The sequence below is a fragment of the Borborobacter arsenicus genome, from assembly GCF_003934165.1.
In the GTDB taxonomy this organism is placed as follows: domain Bacteria; phylum Pseudomonadota; class Alphaproteobacteria; order Rhizobiales; family Rhizobiaceae; genus Pseudaminobacter; species Pseudaminobacter arsenicus.
In genome coordinates, this window is sequence record NZ_RKST01000001.1 from 596,403 (window position 1) to 614,707 (window position 18,305).

At 62.5% G+C, this 18,305-nt stretch carries 13 protein-coding genes; 3 read left to right on the forward strand and 10 right to left on the reverse strand.

All coding sequences use genetic code 11. The features are described 5' to 3' along the window. Positions 1–94: 94 nt before the first annotated feature. Entirely contained in the window at positions 95–1,423 is a 1,329-nt protein-coding gene (aptA, locus tag EET67_RS10420; RefSeq protein WP_128626057.1) for an omega-aminotransferase AptA, read from the reverse strand. A 225-nt stretch (positions 1,424–1,648) separates the two neighbouring features. Between aptA and EET67_RS10425 the strand changes: the two genes are divergently transcribed. After that, complete coding sequence (locus tag EET67_RS10425; protein WP_128626058.1) at positions 1,649–2,290, forward strand: TetR family transcriptional regulator C-terminal domain-containing protein; 642 nt, start codon at positions 1,649–1,651, stop codon at positions 2,288–2,290. A gap of 27 nt (positions 2,291–2,317) precedes the next feature. Here the strand turns inward: EET67_RS10425 and EET67_RS10430 are convergent, their stop codons facing one another. Together EET67_RS10430 and EET67_RS10435 are read right to left on the reverse strand one after the other, a co-directional pair. Further along, on the reverse strand, positions 2,318–2,776 hold the full coding sequence (locus EET67_RS10430) for a carboxymuconolactone decarboxylase family protein (protein WP_128626059.1): 459 nt from the start codon (positions 2,774–2,776) through the stop codon (positions 2,318–2,320). Between the two features lie 15 nt (positions 2,777–2,791). Continuing rightward, positions 2,792–3,307: an RrF2 family transcriptional regulator gene (locus tag EET67_RS10435; RefSeq protein WP_128626060.1), complete on the reverse strand. Its 516-nt coding sequence runs from the start codon at positions 3,305–3,307 to the stop codon at positions 2,792–2,794. 238 nt (positions 3,308–3,545) lie between these two features. Between EET67_RS10435 and EET67_RS10440 the strand changes: the two genes are divergently transcribed. Continuing rightward, positions 3,546–4,529 carry a TAXI family TRAP transporter solute-binding subunit gene (locus EET67_RS10440; RefSeq protein ID WP_128626061.1) on the forward strand — a complete coding sequence of 328 codons (984 nt, stop codon included), beginning with the start codon at positions 3,546–3,548 and terminating at the stop codon, positions 4,527–4,529. 113 nt (positions 4,530–4,642) lie between these two features. Next, positions 4,643–6,709 (forward strand): TRAP transporter permease, encoded by a 2,067-nt coding sequence (locus EET67_RS10445; RefSeq protein WP_128626062.1) that lies wholly within the window; start codon positions 4,643–4,645, stop codon positions 6,707–6,709. Positions 6,710–6,769: 60 nt separating this feature from the next. On the opposite strand, the gene preA is transcribed toward EET67_RS10445, so the two are convergent. The 7 genes from preA to EET67_RS10480 form a co-directional block, all read right to left on the reverse strand. Then, a complete protein-coding gene (gene preA / locus EET67_RS10450) occupies positions 6,770–8,083 on the reverse strand; it encodes an NAD-dependent dihydropyrimidine dehydrogenase subunit PreA (RefSeq protein ID WP_128626063.1) in 1,314 nt (437 codons plus the stop codon). A 2-nt stretch (positions 8,084–8,085) separates the two neighbouring features. Beyond that, positions 8,086–9,450: an NAD(P)-dependent oxidoreductase gene (locus tag EET67_RS10455; protein ID WP_128626064.1), complete on the reverse strand. Its 1,365-nt coding sequence runs from the start codon at positions 9,448–9,450 to the stop codon at positions 8,086–8,088. Positions 9,451–9,681: 231 nt separating this feature from the next. Then, entirely contained in the window at positions 9,682–9,945 is a 264-nt protein-coding gene (locus EET67_RS10460; RefSeq protein WP_128626065.1) for a hypothetical protein, read from the reverse strand. Between the two features lie 90 nt (positions 9,946–10,035). After that, positions 10,036–12,462, reverse strand: coding sequence for a GcvT family protein (locus tag EET67_RS10465; protein ID WP_128626066.1), 2,427 nt, complete (start codon positions 12,460–12,462; stop codon positions 10,036–10,038). Positions 12,463–12,668: 206 nt separating this feature from the next. Then, a complete protein-coding gene (locus EET67_RS10470; RefSeq protein ID WP_128626067.1) occupies positions 12,669–14,204 on the reverse strand; it encodes a trimethylamine methyltransferase family protein in 1,536 nt (511 codons plus the stop codon). 16 nt (positions 14,205–14,220) lie between these two features. Continuing rightward, positions 14,221–15,540: an MmgE/PrpD family protein gene (locus tag EET67_RS10475; RefSeq protein WP_128626068.1), complete on the reverse strand. Its 1,320-nt coding sequence runs from the start codon at positions 15,538–15,540 to the stop codon at positions 14,221–14,223. 195 nt (positions 15,541–15,735) lie between these two features. After that, positions 15,736–18,303 carry a dipeptide ABC transporter ATP-binding protein gene (locus EET67_RS10480; protein WP_128626069.1) on the reverse strand — a complete coding sequence of 856 codons (2,568 nt, stop codon included), beginning with the start codon at positions 18,301–18,303 and terminating at the stop codon, positions 15,736–15,738. Between the last annotated feature and the right edge of the window lie 2 nt (positions 18,304–18,305).

An 18,305-nucleotide genomic window follows, 5' to 3' on the forward strand; every position in this document is an offset into this window, starting at 1 on the left:
GTAGCCGCCGGGTCCCTGGAGGCACCCGGCAGCGCTTTTATCGTATTGCGTCGAAAGGCGGCTTCATTGCAATCCTTTCGATGCCGGTCGATCGTCAGTCGATCGTCCGCAACACTTCCCGCACGTGGTCGATAAGCTCGTTGATCTGGCCCTTGGTGATGATCAGCGGCGGAGACAGCGCGATGATGTCGCCAGTGGTGCGGATCAGCGCGCCGCGCTCGAACGCCTTCACGAAGGCAGAGAAGGCACGCTTGGACGGGCTGCCGGCGATCGACTCCAGTTCGATGGCGCCGACGAGGCCGATATTGCGGATATCGATGACATGCGGCTCGCCCTTGAGCGAATGCAGCGCATCCTCCCAATAGGGCGCAAGCTCCGCACCGCGCGTCAGCAAACCCTCTTCCTTGTAGGTATCGAGTGTCGCCAAGGCTGCCGCTGAGGCGATCGGGTTCCCGGAATAGGTGTAGCCATGGAAGAACTCGATCAGATGCTCCGGGCCGTTCATGAAGGCATCGTGGATTTCCTTGCGCACGAACACAGCGCCCATCGGGATGACGCCATTGGAGACGCCCTTGGCGGTGGTGATGATGTCCGGAATGACGCCGAAATAATCGGCCGCAAACGGCGTGCCGAGGCGGCCGAAGCCGGTGATGACTTCATCGAAGATCAACAGGATGCCGTGCTTGGTGCAGATGTCGCGCAGCTTTTGCAGATAACCCTTCGGCGGCAGGATGACGCCGGTGGAACCGGCAACCGGCTCGACGATGACGGCTGCGATGGTCGAGGCATCGTGCAGCGCAACGATACGCTCCAATTCGCTGGCCACATCGCCGCCATGTTCCGGAACGCCGCGCGTGAACGAGTTCTTGTCGGGAAAATGCGTGTGCGGCATATGGTCGACGCCCGTCAGCAGCGTGCCGAACATCTTGCGGTTGGAAACGATGCCGCCCACCGAGATGCCGCCGAAATTGACTCCGTGATAGCCGCGCTCGCGGCCGATCAGCCTGGTGCGCGCGCCCTCGCCTTTCACGCGATGATAGGCCAGCGCCATCTTCAGCGCCGTATCCACCGATTCGGAGCCCGAATTGGTGAAGAACACATGGTCCATGCCCTCGGGCGCGATATCGACGAGGCGGTTGGCCAGTTCGAATACGATCGGATGGCCCATCTGGAAGGCCGGCGCATAGTCGAGTTCGGCAGCCTGGCTCTGGATGGCCTCGGTGATCTTGGGGCGGCAATGGCCTGCATTCACGCACCACAGGCCGGCGGTGCCGTCAAGAATCTTGCGCCCGTCGCTTGCCGTGTAGTGCATGTCCTTGGCGGCGACCAGCATGCGCGGCGCCTGCTTGAACTGTCGGTTGGCGGTAAACGGCATCCAGAATGCGCTGAGGTCGTTCGGCGCTATGTTTTTTCGGTTGGACATGACCAAGCCTCTCCTTTCGGTCCAGAGTTTCGATACGCCAACGCTTGGTCCTCGCCGAGCTTCTGTGCTACGCAAATTTTGACCGATTGGACAAACGTTAGCACCGCCAAACAGGCGGTCAAGGGGGATACTAGCCCATATGCGAGGACGAATTCGCGCTCCACGGCACAAGAGGAACTGGTCCAGCGGATTGGGCCACAGAACACATCGCGCCATGAGGCGGCAATGAGCATGCAAACCGAAGCGCCCGCGCGCCGGACACGCATCCAGCGCGAGAAACGCGAACTGATCCTGGAAGCCGCGCTCGACGTATTCTCCACCCACGGCTTCCGCGGTTCGACCATCGACCAGATCGCCGAGGCGGCCGGAATGTCGAAGCCGAACGTGCTTTATTACTTCCGGGGCAAGGAAGACATCCACAAGACGCTGATGCAGCGCCTGCTCGACACCTGGCTGGCCCCTCTACGCGAATTCGACGACAGCGGCGACCCGATAGACGAGATCCGCAGCTATATCCGCCGCAAGCTGGAGATGGCGCGCGACTATCCGCGCGAAAGCCGGCTTTTTGCCAATGAGATCCTGCAGGGTGCTCCCCGCATCATGCCGCTGCTGGAAGGCGAGTTGAAGGCTCTATGCGACGAGAAGGCCGAAGTCATCAGGGGCTGGATGCGGGATGGCAAGATCGCTCACGCCGACCCATGGCACCTGATATTTTCGATTTGGGCAACCACCCAGCATTACGCCGATTTCGACGTCCAGGTCCGCGCCGTTCTCGGCCCGACGCGCGGCGGCGAGGACCGCTTCGAGGATGCCGCGCTGTTTCTGGAAAATCTGTTCACCCAAGGGTTGAAGCCGCCCCGGCCTTAAGACCGGAGCGGCGTAAGCTGCAAACACTCAGGCAGCCTTGGCGGTTTCCACCGGATGGATGGCGTGGAAGCTGACGCAGAGCCTGTTCCACACATTGATCATGCCGGCGGCAACGGTCAGCTTGGTCAGTTCCTGTTCGGAGAAGTGCTCGAGCGTCTTGCCGTAGAGTTCGTCGGAGACGCCACCGTTGGAAATCAGCGTCACCGCCTCGGTCCAGGCGAACGCGGCGCGTTCGCGCTCGGAAAAGAGCGGCGATTCCTTCCAGGCCGCGACGAGATAGAGCCGTTGCTCGGTTTCTCCGTCTTCGCGCGCCTCCCGGCTGTGCATATCCACGCAGAATGAGCAGCCATTGATCTGCGAAGCGCGCAGCTTGATCAGATGGAGCAAGCTGCGCTCCAGCCCGCTGTCCTCGACCGCCTTGTTGAGCGCCACCACGGCCTTCATGATTTCAGGAGCCGTGGCAAAAAACTGCAATCTCTGCTTCATCGTCTTTCCTTTCACTTACTGCTTGGGGGATCCGGATTTCTGCGGCCGCTGATGACGTGCGACGAAGGCGCAACTGGCAGCGACCGAGCGGGGATCGGCCTCGTCCATGAACGCGGCCACGATGTCGGAAAGCTTCTCGCCGGCGAGCGCGGCGCGATAGGCTCTTTCGGCCCGCAGCATCGCCGCATTGATGCCGCACGGCTTGGCATAGGCCGAAGCCGGCAGCTTGACGGGTCCACGCTGGCGGATCTCGCCGCAGCGGAACGCCGGCTGCGGCCCTTCCACCGCCAGCACGATATCGAGCAGCGATATGTCCTCGGCCGGGCGCGCAAGCCTGTAGCCGCCGGACGGGCCGGGCAGCGATTCCAGCACGCCCGCCGCCGTCAGTGCATTGAGATGCTTGAGCAGGTAGCTGGACGACAGGCCGAAAGCCTCGGCCATGGCCGCACCCGACACGGTCGCATTGCCCTCCACGCCTGCCAGCATGGCCGCGCAGTGGATAGAAGCCTCAACGCCTTCACTCAGTTTCATCAGACTTTCCGATCATTCATCGATAATTCTTATCATGGATAATTTATATCGACAATTCACATGATATTGAATGCTGACAACCCCTGACTGGAGCCGGAATATGCGCGTCCGGCCACACCGGTACGGCAGATCGATATCACGTTACGTCAACGAGTGAGCGTTGTGGAGGAGGCTCTGCCACGGTTGACAACCTGGCAACCTCCTGCCCATCTTTAGCGACCTTTGGGAGACTTTGGGCATGAGCTTTTCAATTTCACGTCGTACCTTCACCGCCGGCGCCGCGCTGATGATCGCAGGCGCACGGTCCGCCTTCGCACAGGGCCAGAAGTTCTTCAGGATCGGAACCGGCGGCACCTCAGGCACCTATTATCCAATCGGCGGCCTGATCGCCAATTCGATCTCGTCCACCGGGCCGAACGGTGTCGAAGGCCTCGTTTCGACGGCCGTTTCCTCGAACGGATCGGTCGCCAACATCAACGCCATCTCCGGCGGGTCGAGCGAATCCGGCTTCACGCAATCCGACGTCGCCTACTGGGCGCATTCCGGAACCGGCCTCTACGACGGCAAGGGCAAGGTCGAGGATTTGCGGCTCATCGCAACGCTCTATCCTGAAACCCTCCATATCGTCGCCCGCGCCGATGCCGGCATCAAGTCGGTCGCCGACCTCAAGGGCAAGCGTGTCTCGATCGACGAGCCGGGCTCCGGCACCATCGTCGATGCGCGTCTGGTGCTTGCCGCTTATGGGCTGACGGAGAAGGATATCCATCCCGAATATCTCAAGCCCGGCCCATCCGGTGAAAAGATGCGCGACAACTCGCTCGACGCCTTCTTCTTCGTCGGCGGCTTCCCGGCCGGCGCGATCGTGGAACTGGCGGCGACGAGCGGCATCACGCTGGTGCCGGTCTCCGGCCCCGAAGCGGACAAACTGCTTGAGGAACAGAAGTTCTTTTCCAAAAATACCGTTCCCGCCGACACCTACAAGGGCGTTGGCGAAACCGAGACGATCGCGGTTGCCGCACAATGGGTCACCAGCGCCAAGCAGGACGACGAACTCGTCTATGAGATCACCAAGTCGCTGTGGAGCGAAGGGACACGCAACGCGCTGGACGCCGGCCACGCCAAGGGCAAGTCGATCGTCCTGGAAAACGCGATCACGAGCCTGGGCATTCCCCTCCACCCGGGAGCCGAACGCTTCTACAAGGAGAGCGGAACCCTGAAATAGCTTGCCGAGGCAAGCTGCTTTTACACATTTCATTAGCCCGGTCGGCTCGGAGCCTACCGGGCTATTCGTAATGCGATCGAGATTCAGTTCCAGTCCCTGAGCAGGAATCCCTTATGGCTGCCCCGCGCGACGACAAGATCCGCCTGACCTCCGACGGTTACGACGAGGAAAAGGCGCGCGAACTCGAGGAAAAATTCGATAGCGAGATCCGTTTCCGCAGCCTCGGAAAGGCCGCGGGCTGGATAGTCGGCTCGATGCTGATCGTGCTCTCCATTTTCCATTACTACACGGCAGGCTTCGGCCTGCTGCAGGAGATGGTGCATCGCGGCATCCACCTGTCTTTCGTGCTCGCGCTGGTCTTCCTGGTCTTTCCCTTCACCAAGAAGGGTTACGACGCGCCGTTGAAGAGTTCGCTGCTGCGCCCCATGGGCATCCCCATCTACGACTGGATCCTGGCGATCGGCGCAATCGTTGCCGTGGCGCATGTTCCTCTCATTCCGCTCGACGATCTCGCCTTCCGCATCGGCAATCCCACGACGACGGATGTGGTCCTGGGAGGTTTCCTGATCGTGGCACTGCTGGAAGCCACGCGCCGCTCGATCGGCTGGCCGCTGCCGATCATCTCGCTGCTGTTCATGGCCTATGCGCTGTTCGGACCCTGGATGCCGGGCATATTGGTGCATCCGGGCAACACCGCCTCGCAGCTCATCGACCATCTCTACATGACGACACAGGGCATCTACGGCATCGCCCTTGGCGTCGTCGCCACCTATGTCTTCCACTTCGTGCTGTTCGGCGTCTTCGCCACCCGCATCGGACTCGGCCAATTGTTCCTCGATTGCGCGGCATGGGTGGCCGGGCGCTATGCCGGCGGCCCGGCAAAGGTTTCGATCTTCGGGTCGGCGCTGTTCGGCATGATTTCCGGCTCCTCGGTCGCCAATGCGGTGACCGTCGGTTCCCTCACCATTCCGGCCATGATCAAGCTCGGCTACAGGCGCGAATTCGCGGCAGCCGTCGAGGCGGCGTCTTCGACCGGCGGCCAGGTCACGCCGCCCATCATGGGCGCGGCCGCCTTCCTGATGATCGAGTTCCTCGAACTTCCCTACACGACGATCATCCTTGCCGCGATCGTACCGGCCTTCATGCATTTCTTCGGCGTGCTCATGCAGGTGCATTTCGAGGCCAAGCGGACCGGCCTGCGCGGCCTGCGCCCCGACGAGATGCCCGACATCAAGGCCGCCCTCAAGCGGGACTGGCCGACCATTATCCCGCTTGTCGTGCTGCTGTGGGTGCTGCTGTCGGGCTATACGCCCTATCTGGCGGCTTTCTGGGGCATCACCGCCTGCGTCGCGGTCGGACTGCTCAATCCGCGCCGGCGCATGACCGTCGGCGAAGTGTTCCTCGGCCTGCGCGACGGCGCCAAATACGCATTGGCGATCGGCGCGGCGGCGGCAACTGTGGGCATCGTCATCGGCGTCGTCACGCTGACCGGCGTCGGCTTCAAGGTCTCCTTCATCGTCACCTCGACGGCGGCGCAACTGGCGGACTTCGCCGGCTATATCCTGCCGACCAGCATCGTTGCCGCCTCGACCCTGTCCCTGCTGTTCACGCTCATCATGACCGGCGTGGTCTGCATCCTCATGGGCTGCGGAATCCCCACCACCGCCAACTATATCATCATGGTGACGATTGCCGCGCCGGCGCTGGTCATGCTCAATGTCGAGCCGATCGTCGCCCATTTTTTCGTCTTCTATTACGGGCTTCTGGCCGACATCACGCCACCTGTCGCGCTTGCCGCCTATGCGGCTGCGGGCATGGCGGCGGCCGATCCGTTCAAGACCGGCAACACCGCCTTCAGGCTCGGACTGGGCAAGGCGCTCGTCCCCTTCGTATTCGTCTTCTCGCCATCACTGTTGCTGGTGACGAAGGATTTCACCTGGGCGAATTTCACGCTCGCCTTCTTTGGCTGCTCGCTCGGCATCGTCTGCCTTGGCGCGGCATTATCGCGCTATATGCTGGTGCGCACCAGGGGATGGGAGAATGTGGTGCTGGTGGTGGCCGCCTTCCTGTTGGTGGCGCCGGAACTCTATTCCACCATCATCGGCGCGCTGATGATCGTGCCCATCGTCTTGCGGCATGTTTCGGCAGCGACGGCCGAACGGCGCGCAAGCCTCGCGTAAAATGAACAAGCCCGGCAGGACATCCTGCCGGGCTCGTTCATTGCAAAACCGGGGTTCGGCTTATTCGGCGGCGACCTTGGCCATCGGATTGTTAGGATGCTGCGTCCAGTTGGCATAGACCGGCGACACCGGCTCGCCGGTGCGCTTGTCGAGCGTTCCCGCCGCCAGCGGCTGCATGGTGATGCAGTTTTCGACCGGGCAGACATTGACGCACAGATTGCAGCCGACGCACTCTTCTTCCATCACCTCGAAATGACGCACGCCATCGACCATCGAGGTGATGGCCTGATGCGACGTGTCCTCGCAGGCGATATGGCAGCGGCCACATTTGATGCAGGCATCCTGGTCGATATGCGCCTTGGCGACATAATTGAGGTTGAGATACCGCCAATCAGTAACGTTGGGCGTGGCGCGACCAACGACATCGTCCAGTGTCGCATGGCCCTTGCGGTCCATCCAGTCCTTCAGGCCCTCGATCATCTCCTGCACGACCTTGAAGCCATAGGTCATCGCCGCGGTGCAGACCTGCACATTGCCGGCACCCAGCGCCAGGAACTCAGCCGCATCGCGCCAGGTGGTGATGCCGCCAATGCCTGAGATCGGCAGGCCCTGCGTTTCGGGATCGCGTGCAATATCTGCCACCATATGGAGCGCGATCGGCTTGACCGCCGGGCCGCAATAGCCGCCATGGCTGCCCTTGCCGTCGATCGTGGGTTCCGGCGAGAATGTGTCGAGATTGACCGAGGTGATCGAATTGATCGTGTTGATCAAGCTCACCGCATCGGCCCCGCCCCTCTTTGCCGCGCGGGCGGCATGACGGATATCGGTGATGTTGGGCGTCAGCTTTATGATCACCGGCATGCGGGTATATTGCTTGCACCAGCGTGACAGCATCTCGATATATTCCGGCACCTGGCCGACCGCTGAGCCCATGCCGCGCTCGCTCATGCCATGCGGGCATCCCAGATTGAGCTCGATGCCATCCGCCCCGGTTTCTTCCACCAGCGGCAGGATCGCCTTCCAGCTCTCCTCCTCGCAAGGCACCATCAGCGAGACGACAACTGCCCGGTCGGGCCAGTTCATCTTGACCTGCTTGATCTCGCGCAGGTTGAGGTAAAGGTCGCGATCGGTGATGAGCTCGATATTGTTGAAGCCGAGCAGGCGGCGATCAGCACCCCAGATGGCGCCATAGCGCGGACCGTTGACATTGACGACCGGCGGCCCCTCCTCGCCCAGCGTCTTCCACACCACACCGCCCCAGCCGGCCTTGAAGGCGCGCTCGACATTATAGGCCTTGTCGGTGGGCGGCGCAGAGGCCAGCCAGAACGGGTTGGGCGACTTGATACCGACGAATGTGTTGCGAATGTCTGCCATGCTCATGCCCTCCCATTAGAGGTGAGTGTGCGATGAATGCTCTCGGCGGCGTCGCGCCCCTGTGCAACCGAAGTGACGGTCAAATCCTCGCCGCCGCGGATGCAGTCGCCCCCCGCCCACACTTTCGCCATGGAAGTGCGGCCCTCGGTATCGACGATGATCCTGCCGCCTTCCATGGCAATCGACGCACCGCTGCCATTGAGGGCTGCCGGCTCGAAGAGCTGGCCGATCGCCTTGAACACCTGGTCGGCAGCAAGGCTGAGCGTCTCGCCGGTGCCGACCAGCTTGCCGCCTTTCATTATGGTGTATTCGAGCTCAATGCCGGTGACCTTGCCGCCATCCGCGACCACCCGCTTTGGCTGCAGCCAGTGGCGGATGTTGACGCCATTCGCCGCGGCCAGATCCTGCTCGAAATCGGAGGCGTTCATATCCTCCTGGCCGCGCCGATAGCAGATGGTGACTTCCTCCGCGCCGAGCAGCTTCGACTGCACGGCCGCGTCGATCGCCGTCATGCCGCCGCCGATGACGACGACGCGGCGCCCGATCGGCAGGCTCGACAGATCGCTTGCCTGGCGCAGTTCGGCGATGAATTCCACGGCATTTTCCACGCCCTCGGCATCTTCGCCTTCGGCGCGCAGCGCATTGATGCCGCCAAGGCCCAAGCCCAGGAACACGGCATCATATTTCGCCGTCAACTCGGACAGCGAAAAGTCGCGACCGAGCGCCTTGTCGTTTTCGATGGCGATGCCGCCAATGGCGGTGACATAGTCGACCTCGGCCTGGGCAAAATCGTCGGTCGTCTTGTAGGCGGCGATGCCATATTCGTTGAGGCCGCCGGATTTAGGCTTGGCCTCCAGCACCGTTACCTCATGGCCGTAGCGGGCAAGCCGATGCGCGCATGCAAGGCCGGCCGGCCCCGCGCCGACCACGGCGATCTTGCGGCCCGTGGGTTCCGCGCGGTCATAGAACTGCTTGTTCTGCTCCATCGCGACGTCGGTGGCATAGCGCTGCAACCGCCCGATCTGCACCGGCTTGCCTTCGGCAGCCTCGCGCACGCAGGCCTCCTCGCACAGCGTCTCGGTCGGGCAGACGCGGGCGCACATGCCGCCCAGAATGTTCTGGTCGAAAATGGTCTTGGCCGAACCGAGCGCATTGCCGGTCGCGATCTGGCGGATGAACATCGGAATGTCGATTGATGTCGGACAGGCATGCATGCAGGGCGCATCGTAGCAGAAATAGCAGCGATCGGCCTCCACCAGCGCCTCATGCGGGTCGAGCGGCGGATGCAGGTCTGAAAAATTCTCGGCATATTGCTGCGGCGCCAGCCTCCCGCCGGCTACGCCTTGCTTGAACTGACCTTCGGCCATTTCATTCCCCATTATTGTGGTTTTGCGAAAAGGCTAGCACAGTTTATTTTTTTATCAATTGGTCAATTTTCAAGGTAAGAGCTTGAAATAACGAGCTAAAACATGATTGATACTATCATGTTTTAAGGATGGAGGGCGATTGAAGGGTTGGGCCGCTGCAGGATAAAGGTTCCTCGCCCGCCAAGTGAGAAAGAACCCAAATTCTGACGAACCGCAGGCCGGAAAGGTCGGTTACCGCCTTACGCCGCCGGGCTGCATGATCGGCACTTCCAGCCGTGGCGGCTGGGTAATCGGGCGGTCCAGTTCCCGGTAAATCTGCTGCTGCTGTTGATATTCGCGCCGCTTCTGCATGGCTTCCAGAGCCTGCAAATCCTCCGGCCGCGCACGGTTCTTGATCTGGCGCTCGGTAGGAGGGTCGTTGTCGGCGGCAGAAGCAGGCGCGGCAAGAACCAGCATCGCCATCGCAGCCATTGTCAGAAAAGCCAGTCGCATCATCGTCCTGTCCAGGCACGGCAAATTCGCCCATACCGCCTGTCGAAATAGATAGTGCGTCTTTGGCCCTGCACCAACATGGAGTGGACGATTTCACCCTCGCAAGCGCCGCTGGTCGGCGTCGAACAGCGGCACCTTCTGCAGGCGCGCCTTGTATTTCCTGCCGATAAGCTCGATCTCGAAGGCTCCAGCCACGTCGGCAACCTCCTTCGGCACATAGCCGATGGCAACCGAACAGCCGGAATGATGGGCGTAGCCGCCCGAGGTCACCCAACCCCGGACCTCGCTTTCGAACCAGATCGGCTCGTCGCCGATCACATCGGCATCGTCCGTATCGACGACGAAGGCACATAGCCTGAGCTTGCCGTCCTGCTCCCGTTCGGCCAGCGCCGCTTGCTTTCCGATGAAATCGGCCTGCTTGCCATAGGCGACGAAGCGGTCGAGCCCGGCTTCGAGCGGCCCGTAGATCGGCCGGTATTCGCGCGCCCAGGAACCGTAGTTCTTCTCCAGCCGCAGCGAATTCAGCGCGCGGCTGCCGAACAGGCCGATGCCGAACTCCTCACCGGCTTCAAGCAGCGTCTGGAACACATGGCGCTGATATTCCGGCGCCACCCAGATCTCGTAGCCAAGATCGCCGGTGTAGCTGACACGACCGACGAGGCAGGAGGCCATGCCGATATCGAAACGCTTGATATCCATGAATTTGAAGGCTTCGCTCGATACATCGGCGCGGGTCACCTTCTGCAGGAGCCTTCGCGCATCCGGCCCGGCAATCGACAGACCGGTGAGTTTGAGGCCGAGCGCCTCGACCATGACCGAGCCGTCCTTCGGCAAATGCTGCTCGAACCAGCGCATGTGATAATGCTCGGCAATGCCGGAACCGGCAATGAACCAGCTGCCATCGCCGGGATTGGCGAGCGAGAAATCGCCTATCAGCCTGCCATCCTCCTTCAGCATCGGCGCAAGCGTCATGCGGCCGGGCTTGGGCAGCTTGCAGGCAAGGATACGGTCGAGCCAGGCTTGCGCGCCCTCGCCCCTCACGCGGTATTTGGCAAAGCTCGAAATCTCCATCAGGCCGACGCGCTCGCGCACGGTGCGGACCTCCTCTGCGACATGGGGAAAATCGGTCGAGCGCCGCCAGGAAAACTCGTCCTTCACGCCTTCAGGCGCAAACCACAGCGGCACTTCCAGCCCGTAGGCTGCGCCCCATTGCGCGCCCCTGGCCGAGAGCAAATCGTAGATCGGCGTGGTCTTGAGCGGCCGCCCGGCTGAAAGTTCCTCATTGGGGAAGCGGATGGAAAAGCGGCGCGAATAATTCTCGCGCACCCTGGCATTGGTATAGGCCATGGAGGCCCAATCGCCATAGCGCGACACGTCCATGGCCCAGACGTCGGCGCCCGGATCGCCGTGAATCATCCAGTTGGCAAGCGCCAGCCCGACACCGCCGCCCTGGCTGAAGCCGGCCATGACGCCGCAGGCCGACCAGAAGCCCGGCAGGCCGCGCACCGGCCCGACCAACGGGTTGCCGTCCGGCGCGAAGGTGAAGGGGCCGTTGATGATCTGCTTGATGCCGACATTCTGGAAGGCCGGGAAATGGCGGAAGCCGACCTCCAGCGAAGGCGCGATGCGGTCGATGTCGGGTTCCAGCAATTCGTGGCCGAAGCTCCAGGGCGTGGAAAATTCCGACCACGGCTTGCAGGCCTTCTCATAGGTACCCATCAGCATGCCGCCGCGCTCCTGGCGCAGATAGAGCTCGCCGTCGAAATCGATGGCATGGATGATCTCGGTGCCGGTCTTTTTGTTCCATTCGGCGACTTCCGGCATGTCCTCGGTGATCAGATACATGTGTTCCATGGCCAGAACCGGCAGTTCGAGCCCGACCATGCGGCCGACCTCGCGCGCCCACAAGCCACCGGCATTGACCACATGCTCGGCGACGATCTCGCCCTTGTTGGTGATGACCCGCCACAGCCCGTCCTCGCGCCGCACGATGTCCTCGACCTTCGTGAAACGCTCGACCTCGGCGCCCAGCACCCGCGCGGCCTTGGCATAGGCATGGGTGACGCCGGAGGGGTCGAGATGGCCGTCGACCACAGTGCGTACGGCACCGACGAACTCATTGGGATCGATGAGCGGCATCAATTCGCCGGCCTCGCGCGGCGAGATTTCCTCAAGCTCGATGCCGAGATAGCGGCCCTTGGCGACCATGCCGCGCAGCCAGTCGAGACGCGCCTGCGTCGCCGCCAGCATGACGCCGCCGGTAAGGTGCACGCCTGTCGCCTGGCCGGACAGTTCCTCGATCTCCTTGTAGAGGCTGATCGTGTATTTCTGCAGCTTGGCGACATTGGGGTCGCCATTGACGGTGTGCATGCCGCCGGCCGCATGCCAGGTGGAGCCGGAAGTGAGCTCATCGCGCTCGACCAGCACGACATCGGTCCAGCCATGCCTGGCCAGGTGGAACAGTACCGAACAGCCGACGACACCACCACCGATGATCACGACCCTTGCATGCGACTTCATGGGATTTCCCGTTGTTTCAATGGGTTGGATGGATTTACGGAATCAGGATGGGAGGAAGGTGAATCGAATTCGGAGGTTGGCGCCGCCCCTCATCCGCCTGCCGGCACCTTCTCCCCGCAAGCGGGGAGAAGAAACAAGCGACACCCGCAGCGCCCCCTCTCCCCGTTTACGGGGAGAGGGTAAGGGTGAGGGGCAGCACTGCCCTCTCATGGCTCCTCCACTCCGATTTCTTCTTTCCGCTTCGCCATATAGGCTTCGAGTTCCTCGCGGATCGCCGGGTCCATCGCCGGCTCGACATATTCCTCCAGCGCCCTCTTCCACAAAAGCGTGGCGCGCGCGGTGGCATCGAGGCCCCCGGCTTCCTGCCACGCCTCGTAATTCTGCCAGTTGGAGACCATCGGCTGGTAGAAGGCGCTTGCATAGCGCTCCAGCGTATGCGGTTCGCCGAAGAAATGGCCGCCGGTCGGCACGCGCCCCAATGCATCGAGCGCCAATTCGCCGTCATCCACCTCGATCGGGCGCAGGAACTCCATCATGTGCTGGATCATCTCCACGTCGAGGATGAGCTTTTCGTAAGAAGCGGTGAGCCCGCCCTCCTGCCAGCCGGCGGCGTGATAGACGAGATTGCCATGGCCCAGCACCGCGCCCCACAGCGCCATCATCGTCTCATAGGTGCCTTGCGCATCGGCAGCGTTGGAGGCACTGCCGGGGGTGGTGCGGTAGGGCAGATTGTAGCGGCGCGCGAGCTGGCCCGAGGCGATATTGGCCTTGGCGTTTTCCGGCGTGCCGAAGGCGGGCGCGCCCGAGCGCATATCCACATTGGAGGTGAAGGCGCCATACATGACCGGCGCGCCGGGGTGCACCAGCTGGGTGAGCACGATGCCGAACAGCGCCTCGGCGTTCTGCTGCGCCAGCGCGCCGGCAAGCGTCACCGGGCTCATCGCTCCCATTAGCGTGAACGGCGTGACGGCGACGGACTGGCCATATTCGGCCATGGTCATCAGCCCTTCGGCCATCGCCTCGTCGAAGCGGCGCGGCGAGTTGACCGAGATGATGGTGGTGACGGCGGGATCGTCGCGCATCTGGTCGAGTGTTAGCCCCCGGCTGATCGCCATCATGGCGATGCCGTCCAGCGCCCTGCCCCGGCCGATGGCCGACAAATGGAAGCTCTTGTCGGTGAGCGTCAGATTGGCGAAATAAGTGTCGAGATGGCGCGAATTGGCCGGCATCTCGATCGGCGCACAGACCTGATTACCGATCATGTGGATGCAGTTGAAGTGCTGCGCCAGCCGCACCAGGTCGCAATAGTCGCGATAATTGCCGGCCCGCCTGCCGCGCTCCATGTCATGGACATTGGGCGGCCCGGCGACCAGCGTGAAATTGATCGTGTCGCCGCCCAGATGGATCGTGCGCTCCGGATTGCGCGGGGTCAGCCTGTAGGTGGATTGCGTGCTCTTCAGCGCCTCGGCGACGAGACCGCGATCGAGCCACACCGTCTGGCTGGCATGATCGACCTTGGCCCCGGCCTTTTCGAGCAGGGAAAGCCCGCGCACATTCATCAGTTCGATGCCGAAATTTTCCAGAATATGCATCGAGGCCTCATGGATGGCCTCGATCTGGTCTTCCGACAAAAGCGCCATCGGCGGATAGGGATTACGCACGCGCCGCAAAGGCAGTTGCGGAATGGCGGCAGCCTTGCTGCCAGCCCTGTCGGCACTGCGGCGGCGTCTCGGTTCGCTCATGGTCTTGCCCGTCCCTTCATGCGGCTGTCGTCAGTGCCTCGACCAGCGGCGCGAAGGACGGCGCGCGGTCGAGCTTCATCACCAGATCCTCGATCTGCCGCGCCCTTGCCGTCACGCCACCGCTTTCCATCAGCGCATGGAATTTCGCGCTGATCTCGGCGTCGCTCAGTGGATTCTCCGCACTGCCGCGCGCGACGGCGGGCTGCGAGCGGATGATCCGCCCGCCGGCAAGCCTGATCTCCACCTCGGCCCAGCGCTCGGCCGGAAACAGGGCGGAGTAGCGTTGGTCGTCGATCAGCACCGTTGCATCTGCGATGCGCCTGATGTCGGGATCGCGCAACGCCGGCCCATCGATTTCTTCCGGGCCGACCCGGCCGCGTACTAGCAGGGCGGCGACGGGGAAAGGCAGGCTGTATTGGGCGGCATCGGTGGTTGACGGCGTAGCCGTCGCCAGCCGGCTCGCCTCCAGGAAAGTGCGCACGGTGACCGCCTCGACCTCGCCATGGACGAACCCGTGGTCGCGTCGCAACTGGGCGGCCGCCTCCATGGCTGGCTGCGCCCAGCGGCAGACCGGATAGGCCTTGAAATATTGCTCCTCGATGCGCCATCTGGCGCCGAGATCAGACCAGTAATGGCCAACCGCTTCGCCTTCGACGGTGACGGCCGGCGCGCCGGTAAAGCCTTCGCGCGCCAGCATGACGGCCATCACGCCGACCATGGCGCCCCAACCGGAACCGTCCTTGATCATGGTCGGATGATCGATGCAGCGCATCATCTGGCTGCGCGGCCCGTTGAATTCGGCAATGCCCAGCGCCTCGCGCACAATCTTGTCCTCAAGGCCCAATATGCGCGCGCCGATGGCCGCGATGCCGAGCGCCACCCAGGCGCCTGAAGTGTGATATTCCGCAGCCGTGGCGTGAAGCGCGATGCCGGCGCGGATGGCTATCTCGTAGCCGAGGATCAGATGCGCCAGCGCCTCGCTGCCGCTGATGCCCTCGCCATCCCCGGCAAAGGCGATGAGCCCGGCAAAGGAGCCGCAGCCGGCATGCCCCTTGGTGAGCGGATGGCCGTCATGGGCGTCGAAACCGTCGATCGTGGTGGAATTGGCGAGCGCCGATCCGGCCGGGCTGGCGCGGCGTCCATCGAACAGGAACCGGCCGTCGGCACCGCCGAACTGGGCATGAGCGACAGACCTCGCGATGCGGCTTGAGGGCAGTTGCGAGCCGGCGGCGGCAACGCCGATCAGGTCGAGCAGGCAGCTTTTCGCCTGCTGCGCCACCTGCAGCGGGGCGGCGTCAAGCCGAAAATCCCGGATGAAGGAAAGCGCGTCGGACATGATGACCATCTCCCTCGACACGTTGGGGGTTTAACCCGCACGTCGTCGCTGGTTGCATCATTCCGGCAGGATGCGCGTCCGGCTGTCAGAAAACCGTCATCTGCGGACGGGATTTTAGTTCCAACGTCAGCACTTTCCGGCCAATACAGAAATCGCGACATGATCTGCCGCTATTCCTAAAGTGAATATCAAAGCCTACCGCGGCTTCTTGCCAAACACCTTGATGTATTCGGCCTCGCCACCCTTGGCTAGCGCCTTGGCCTGGCGCACCCAGTCGTCACGCTCGATGCGGCCGCCGAAATTGAGATAGCCTTCGACCCAGGCGCGCTCCACCTTCTTCCAGCCGGCAATCTGGGCATAGGTATAGATACCTAGCCCGTTGAGCAGCCGCTCGATCTTGGGGCCGACACCGGAAATGAGCTTGAGGTCATCCGGCTTGGCAGGACGTTCGATTGCAATCGGACGGCCTTTCTCGGATGGCGGCACGACCGCGAGTGCGGATGTTGCCGATGCGGCAGTCTTCATCCGCCCCTTTGCGCCGATTGCAGCACGTACGGCTTCAGGCGATGGCGCCCTCTGCACCTTGCGCGGCGGCTTCACCGCACGAGCAGCCTTGGTCGCCTTGCGCGGCGCATCATCGGCCGGTGGCGCGGAGGCCGGATCGACCTCGTCCTTTTCTTCGAAGCTGATCACCGGCTCCATCTTTGCCAGCACGTCGTTGGCAAGCCAGCACAGGCTCTTGTGGCCGCCGCCGAGTTCCTTCAAAGGCGGCAATTTGGTCTCGCACAGATTGTCGGGAACCAGATGCTTGTAGCGGCAGCGCGTCTGGAACGGGCAGCCGCTCGGCGGGTTCATCGCCGAAGGAATGTCGCCCTCCAGCACGATGTGCTTCTTGACCACGCTGGTATCGGCAATCGGGATCGCCGATAGCAACGCCTCCGTATAGGGATGATAGGGCGGCGCGAAAATCTGGTCGGTCGTGCCCTGCTCGACGATATGGCCGAGATACATCACCACCACGCGGTCGGCGATGTAGCGCACCACCGACAGATCGTGGCTGATGAACAGCATCGTCGTCTTGTTCTTGCGCTGGATGTCCATCAAGAGTTCGGTGACCGCCGCCTGCACCGACACGTCGAGCGCCGAGACCGGCTCGTCGGCCACCACCACCCTGGCATTGCCGGCAAAGGCGCGCGCCACGCCGATGCGCTGCTTCTGGCCGCCGGACAATTGGCGTGGCATGCGCTCGGCAAAAGCGCGCGGCAGCTTCACCAGATCCAGCAATTCCAGCATGCGTTGCTTGCGCTCTGCCGCATTGTTGCCGACCTTGAACTTCTCCAGCGTGCGGATGATCTGCGAGCCTACGGAATGGCTCGGATTGAGCGTGTCGAACGGGTTCTGGAACACCATCTGGATCGAGGAGACGGTCTCCACGTCGCGATCCTCGACCGGGGTCGACTCGATCTCGTGATTGGCGAGCGAAATCTTGCCCGCACTTGCCGTCTCCAGCCCGAGCAGCACCTTGGCGAGCGTGGACTTGCCGCAGCCGCTCTCACCGACAATGGCCACCGTCTCGGATTCACGAGCCTCGAAGCTGATGCTCTCATTGGCCTTGACGACTCGCCCCTCGCCGCCGCCGAACACCTCATTGGCCGAGACGCGGTAATATTTGCGCAAATCGTCGATCTTCAGCACCGGCTTGCCGGGAACGACCTGTTCCTTTCCGGTCTTGCTTCCTTCCGGCAAAGCGGCCCAATCGATCTCATCGAAGCGCACGCAGCGGCTATGATGGTTCTCATGCCCTTCAACCGCGATCATCGGAATTTCGGCGGCGTTGCACACGCCATCGACGAAATGGTGGCAGCGCGGACCGAAATTACAGCCGCGCGGGCGCTCATGCGGCAGCGGCAACTGGCCGGGAATGGCGATTAGCGGCCGCGAATTCTTGTCGGCACCCGGCAGCGGAATGGAGCGGAACAGCCCCTGCGTATAGGGGTGGCGCATGCGGTCGAACACATCCTTGACGCTGCCGGTCTCCACAGCCTCGCCCGAATACATGACGGTGATGCGGTCGCAGGTCTCCAGGATCAGGCCGAGATTGTGCGACACGAAGATCATCGAGGTGCCGAATTCCTTGCCGAGCCCCTTGACCAGTTCCACGATGCCGGCCTCGACCGTGACGTCGAGCGCCGTGGTCGGCTCGTCGAGCAGAAGCAGCGACGGCTTCGACAAAAGCGCCATGGCGATGACGATGCGCTGCTGCTGGCCGCCCGAAAGCTGGTGCGGATAGGATTTCATCATCCGCTCGGGGTCGGGCAGGCGCACGGCCTTCAGCATTTCCAGCGAGCGGTTGTAGGCCTCCTGCTTGGACACCTTGTCGTGGATGAGCGGCACTTCCATCAGCTGGCGACCGACCTTCATGGCCGGGTTGAGGCTAGCCATCGGCTCCTGGTAGATCATGGCGATCTTGTTGCCGCGGATGGAGCGCAGTTCCTCCTCCGACATGTCGCCCATGTCCTTGCCCTGGAACTTGATACGGCCGCCGACAATCTTTCCGACATTGGACAGGTCGCGCATGATGCCGAGCGAGACGGTGGACTTGCCGCAACCACTCTCGCCGACGATACCCATCGCCTCGCCGGGCATGACGGTGCAGGAAAAATCCATCACCGCCGGTATCTCGCCACGCCTGGTGAAGAAGGAGATGGAGAGGTTCTCGATCTCGATGATGGGATCGGCTGGTTTGCGAACGGTTTCGTTCATGG

What these genes read in the sequence shown, in the direction of transcription:
- preA (WP_128626063.1), bottom strand. Translation starts at nt 8,083, where the DNA reads ATGGCAGACATTCGCAACACATTCGTCGGTATCAAGTCGCCCAACCCG.
- EET67_RS10460 (WP_128626065.1), bottom strand. Translation starts at nt 9,945, where the DNA reads ATGATGCGACTGGCTTTTCTGACAATGGCTGCGATGGCGATGCTGGTT.
- EET67_RS10475 (WP_128626068.1), bottom strand. Translation starts at nt 15,540, where the DNA reads ATGTCCGACGCGCTTTCCTTCATCCGGGATTTTCGGCTTGACGCCGCC.
- EET67_RS10440 (WP_128626061.1), top strand. Translation starts at nt 3,546, where the DNA reads ATGAGCTTTTCAATTTCACGTCGTACCTTCACCGCCGGCGCCGCGCTG.
- EET67_RS10455 (WP_128626064.1), bottom strand. Translation starts at nt 9,450, where the DNA reads ATGGCCGAAGGTCAGTTCAAGCAAGGCGTAGCCGGCGGGAGGCTGGCG.
- EET67_RS10470 (WP_128626067.1), bottom strand. Translation starts at nt 14,204, where the DNA reads ATGAGCGAACCGAGACGCCGCCGCAGTGCCGACAGGGCTGGCAGCAAG.
- aptA (WP_128626057.1), bottom strand. Translation starts at nt 1,423, where the DNA reads ATGTCCAACCGAAAAAACATAGCGCCGAACGACCTCAGCGCATTCTGG.
- EET67_RS10480 (WP_128626069.1), bottom strand. Translation starts at nt 18,303, where the DNA reads ATGAACGAAACCGTTCGCAAACCAGCCGATCCCATCATCGAGATCGAG.
- EET67_RS10465 (WP_128626066.1), bottom strand. Translation starts at nt 12,462, where the DNA reads ATGAAGTCGCATGCAAGGGTCGTGATCATCGGTGGTGGTGTCGTCGGC.
- EET67_RS10430 (WP_128626059.1), bottom strand. Translation starts at nt 2,776, where the DNA reads ATGAAGCAGAGATTGCAGTTTTTTGCCACGGCTCCTGAAATCATGAAG.
- EET67_RS10445 (WP_128626062.1), top strand. Translation starts at nt 4,643, where the DNA reads ATGGCTGCCCCGCGCGACGACAAGATCCGCCTGACCTCCGACGGTTAC.
- EET67_RS10425 (WP_128626058.1), top strand. Translation starts at nt 1,649, where the DNA reads ATGAGCATGCAAACCGAAGCGCCCGCGCGCCGGACACGCATCCAGCGC.
- EET67_RS10435 (WP_128626060.1), bottom strand. Translation starts at nt 3,307, where the DNA reads ATGAAACTGAGTGAAGGCGTTGAGGCTTCTATCCACTGCGCGGCCATG.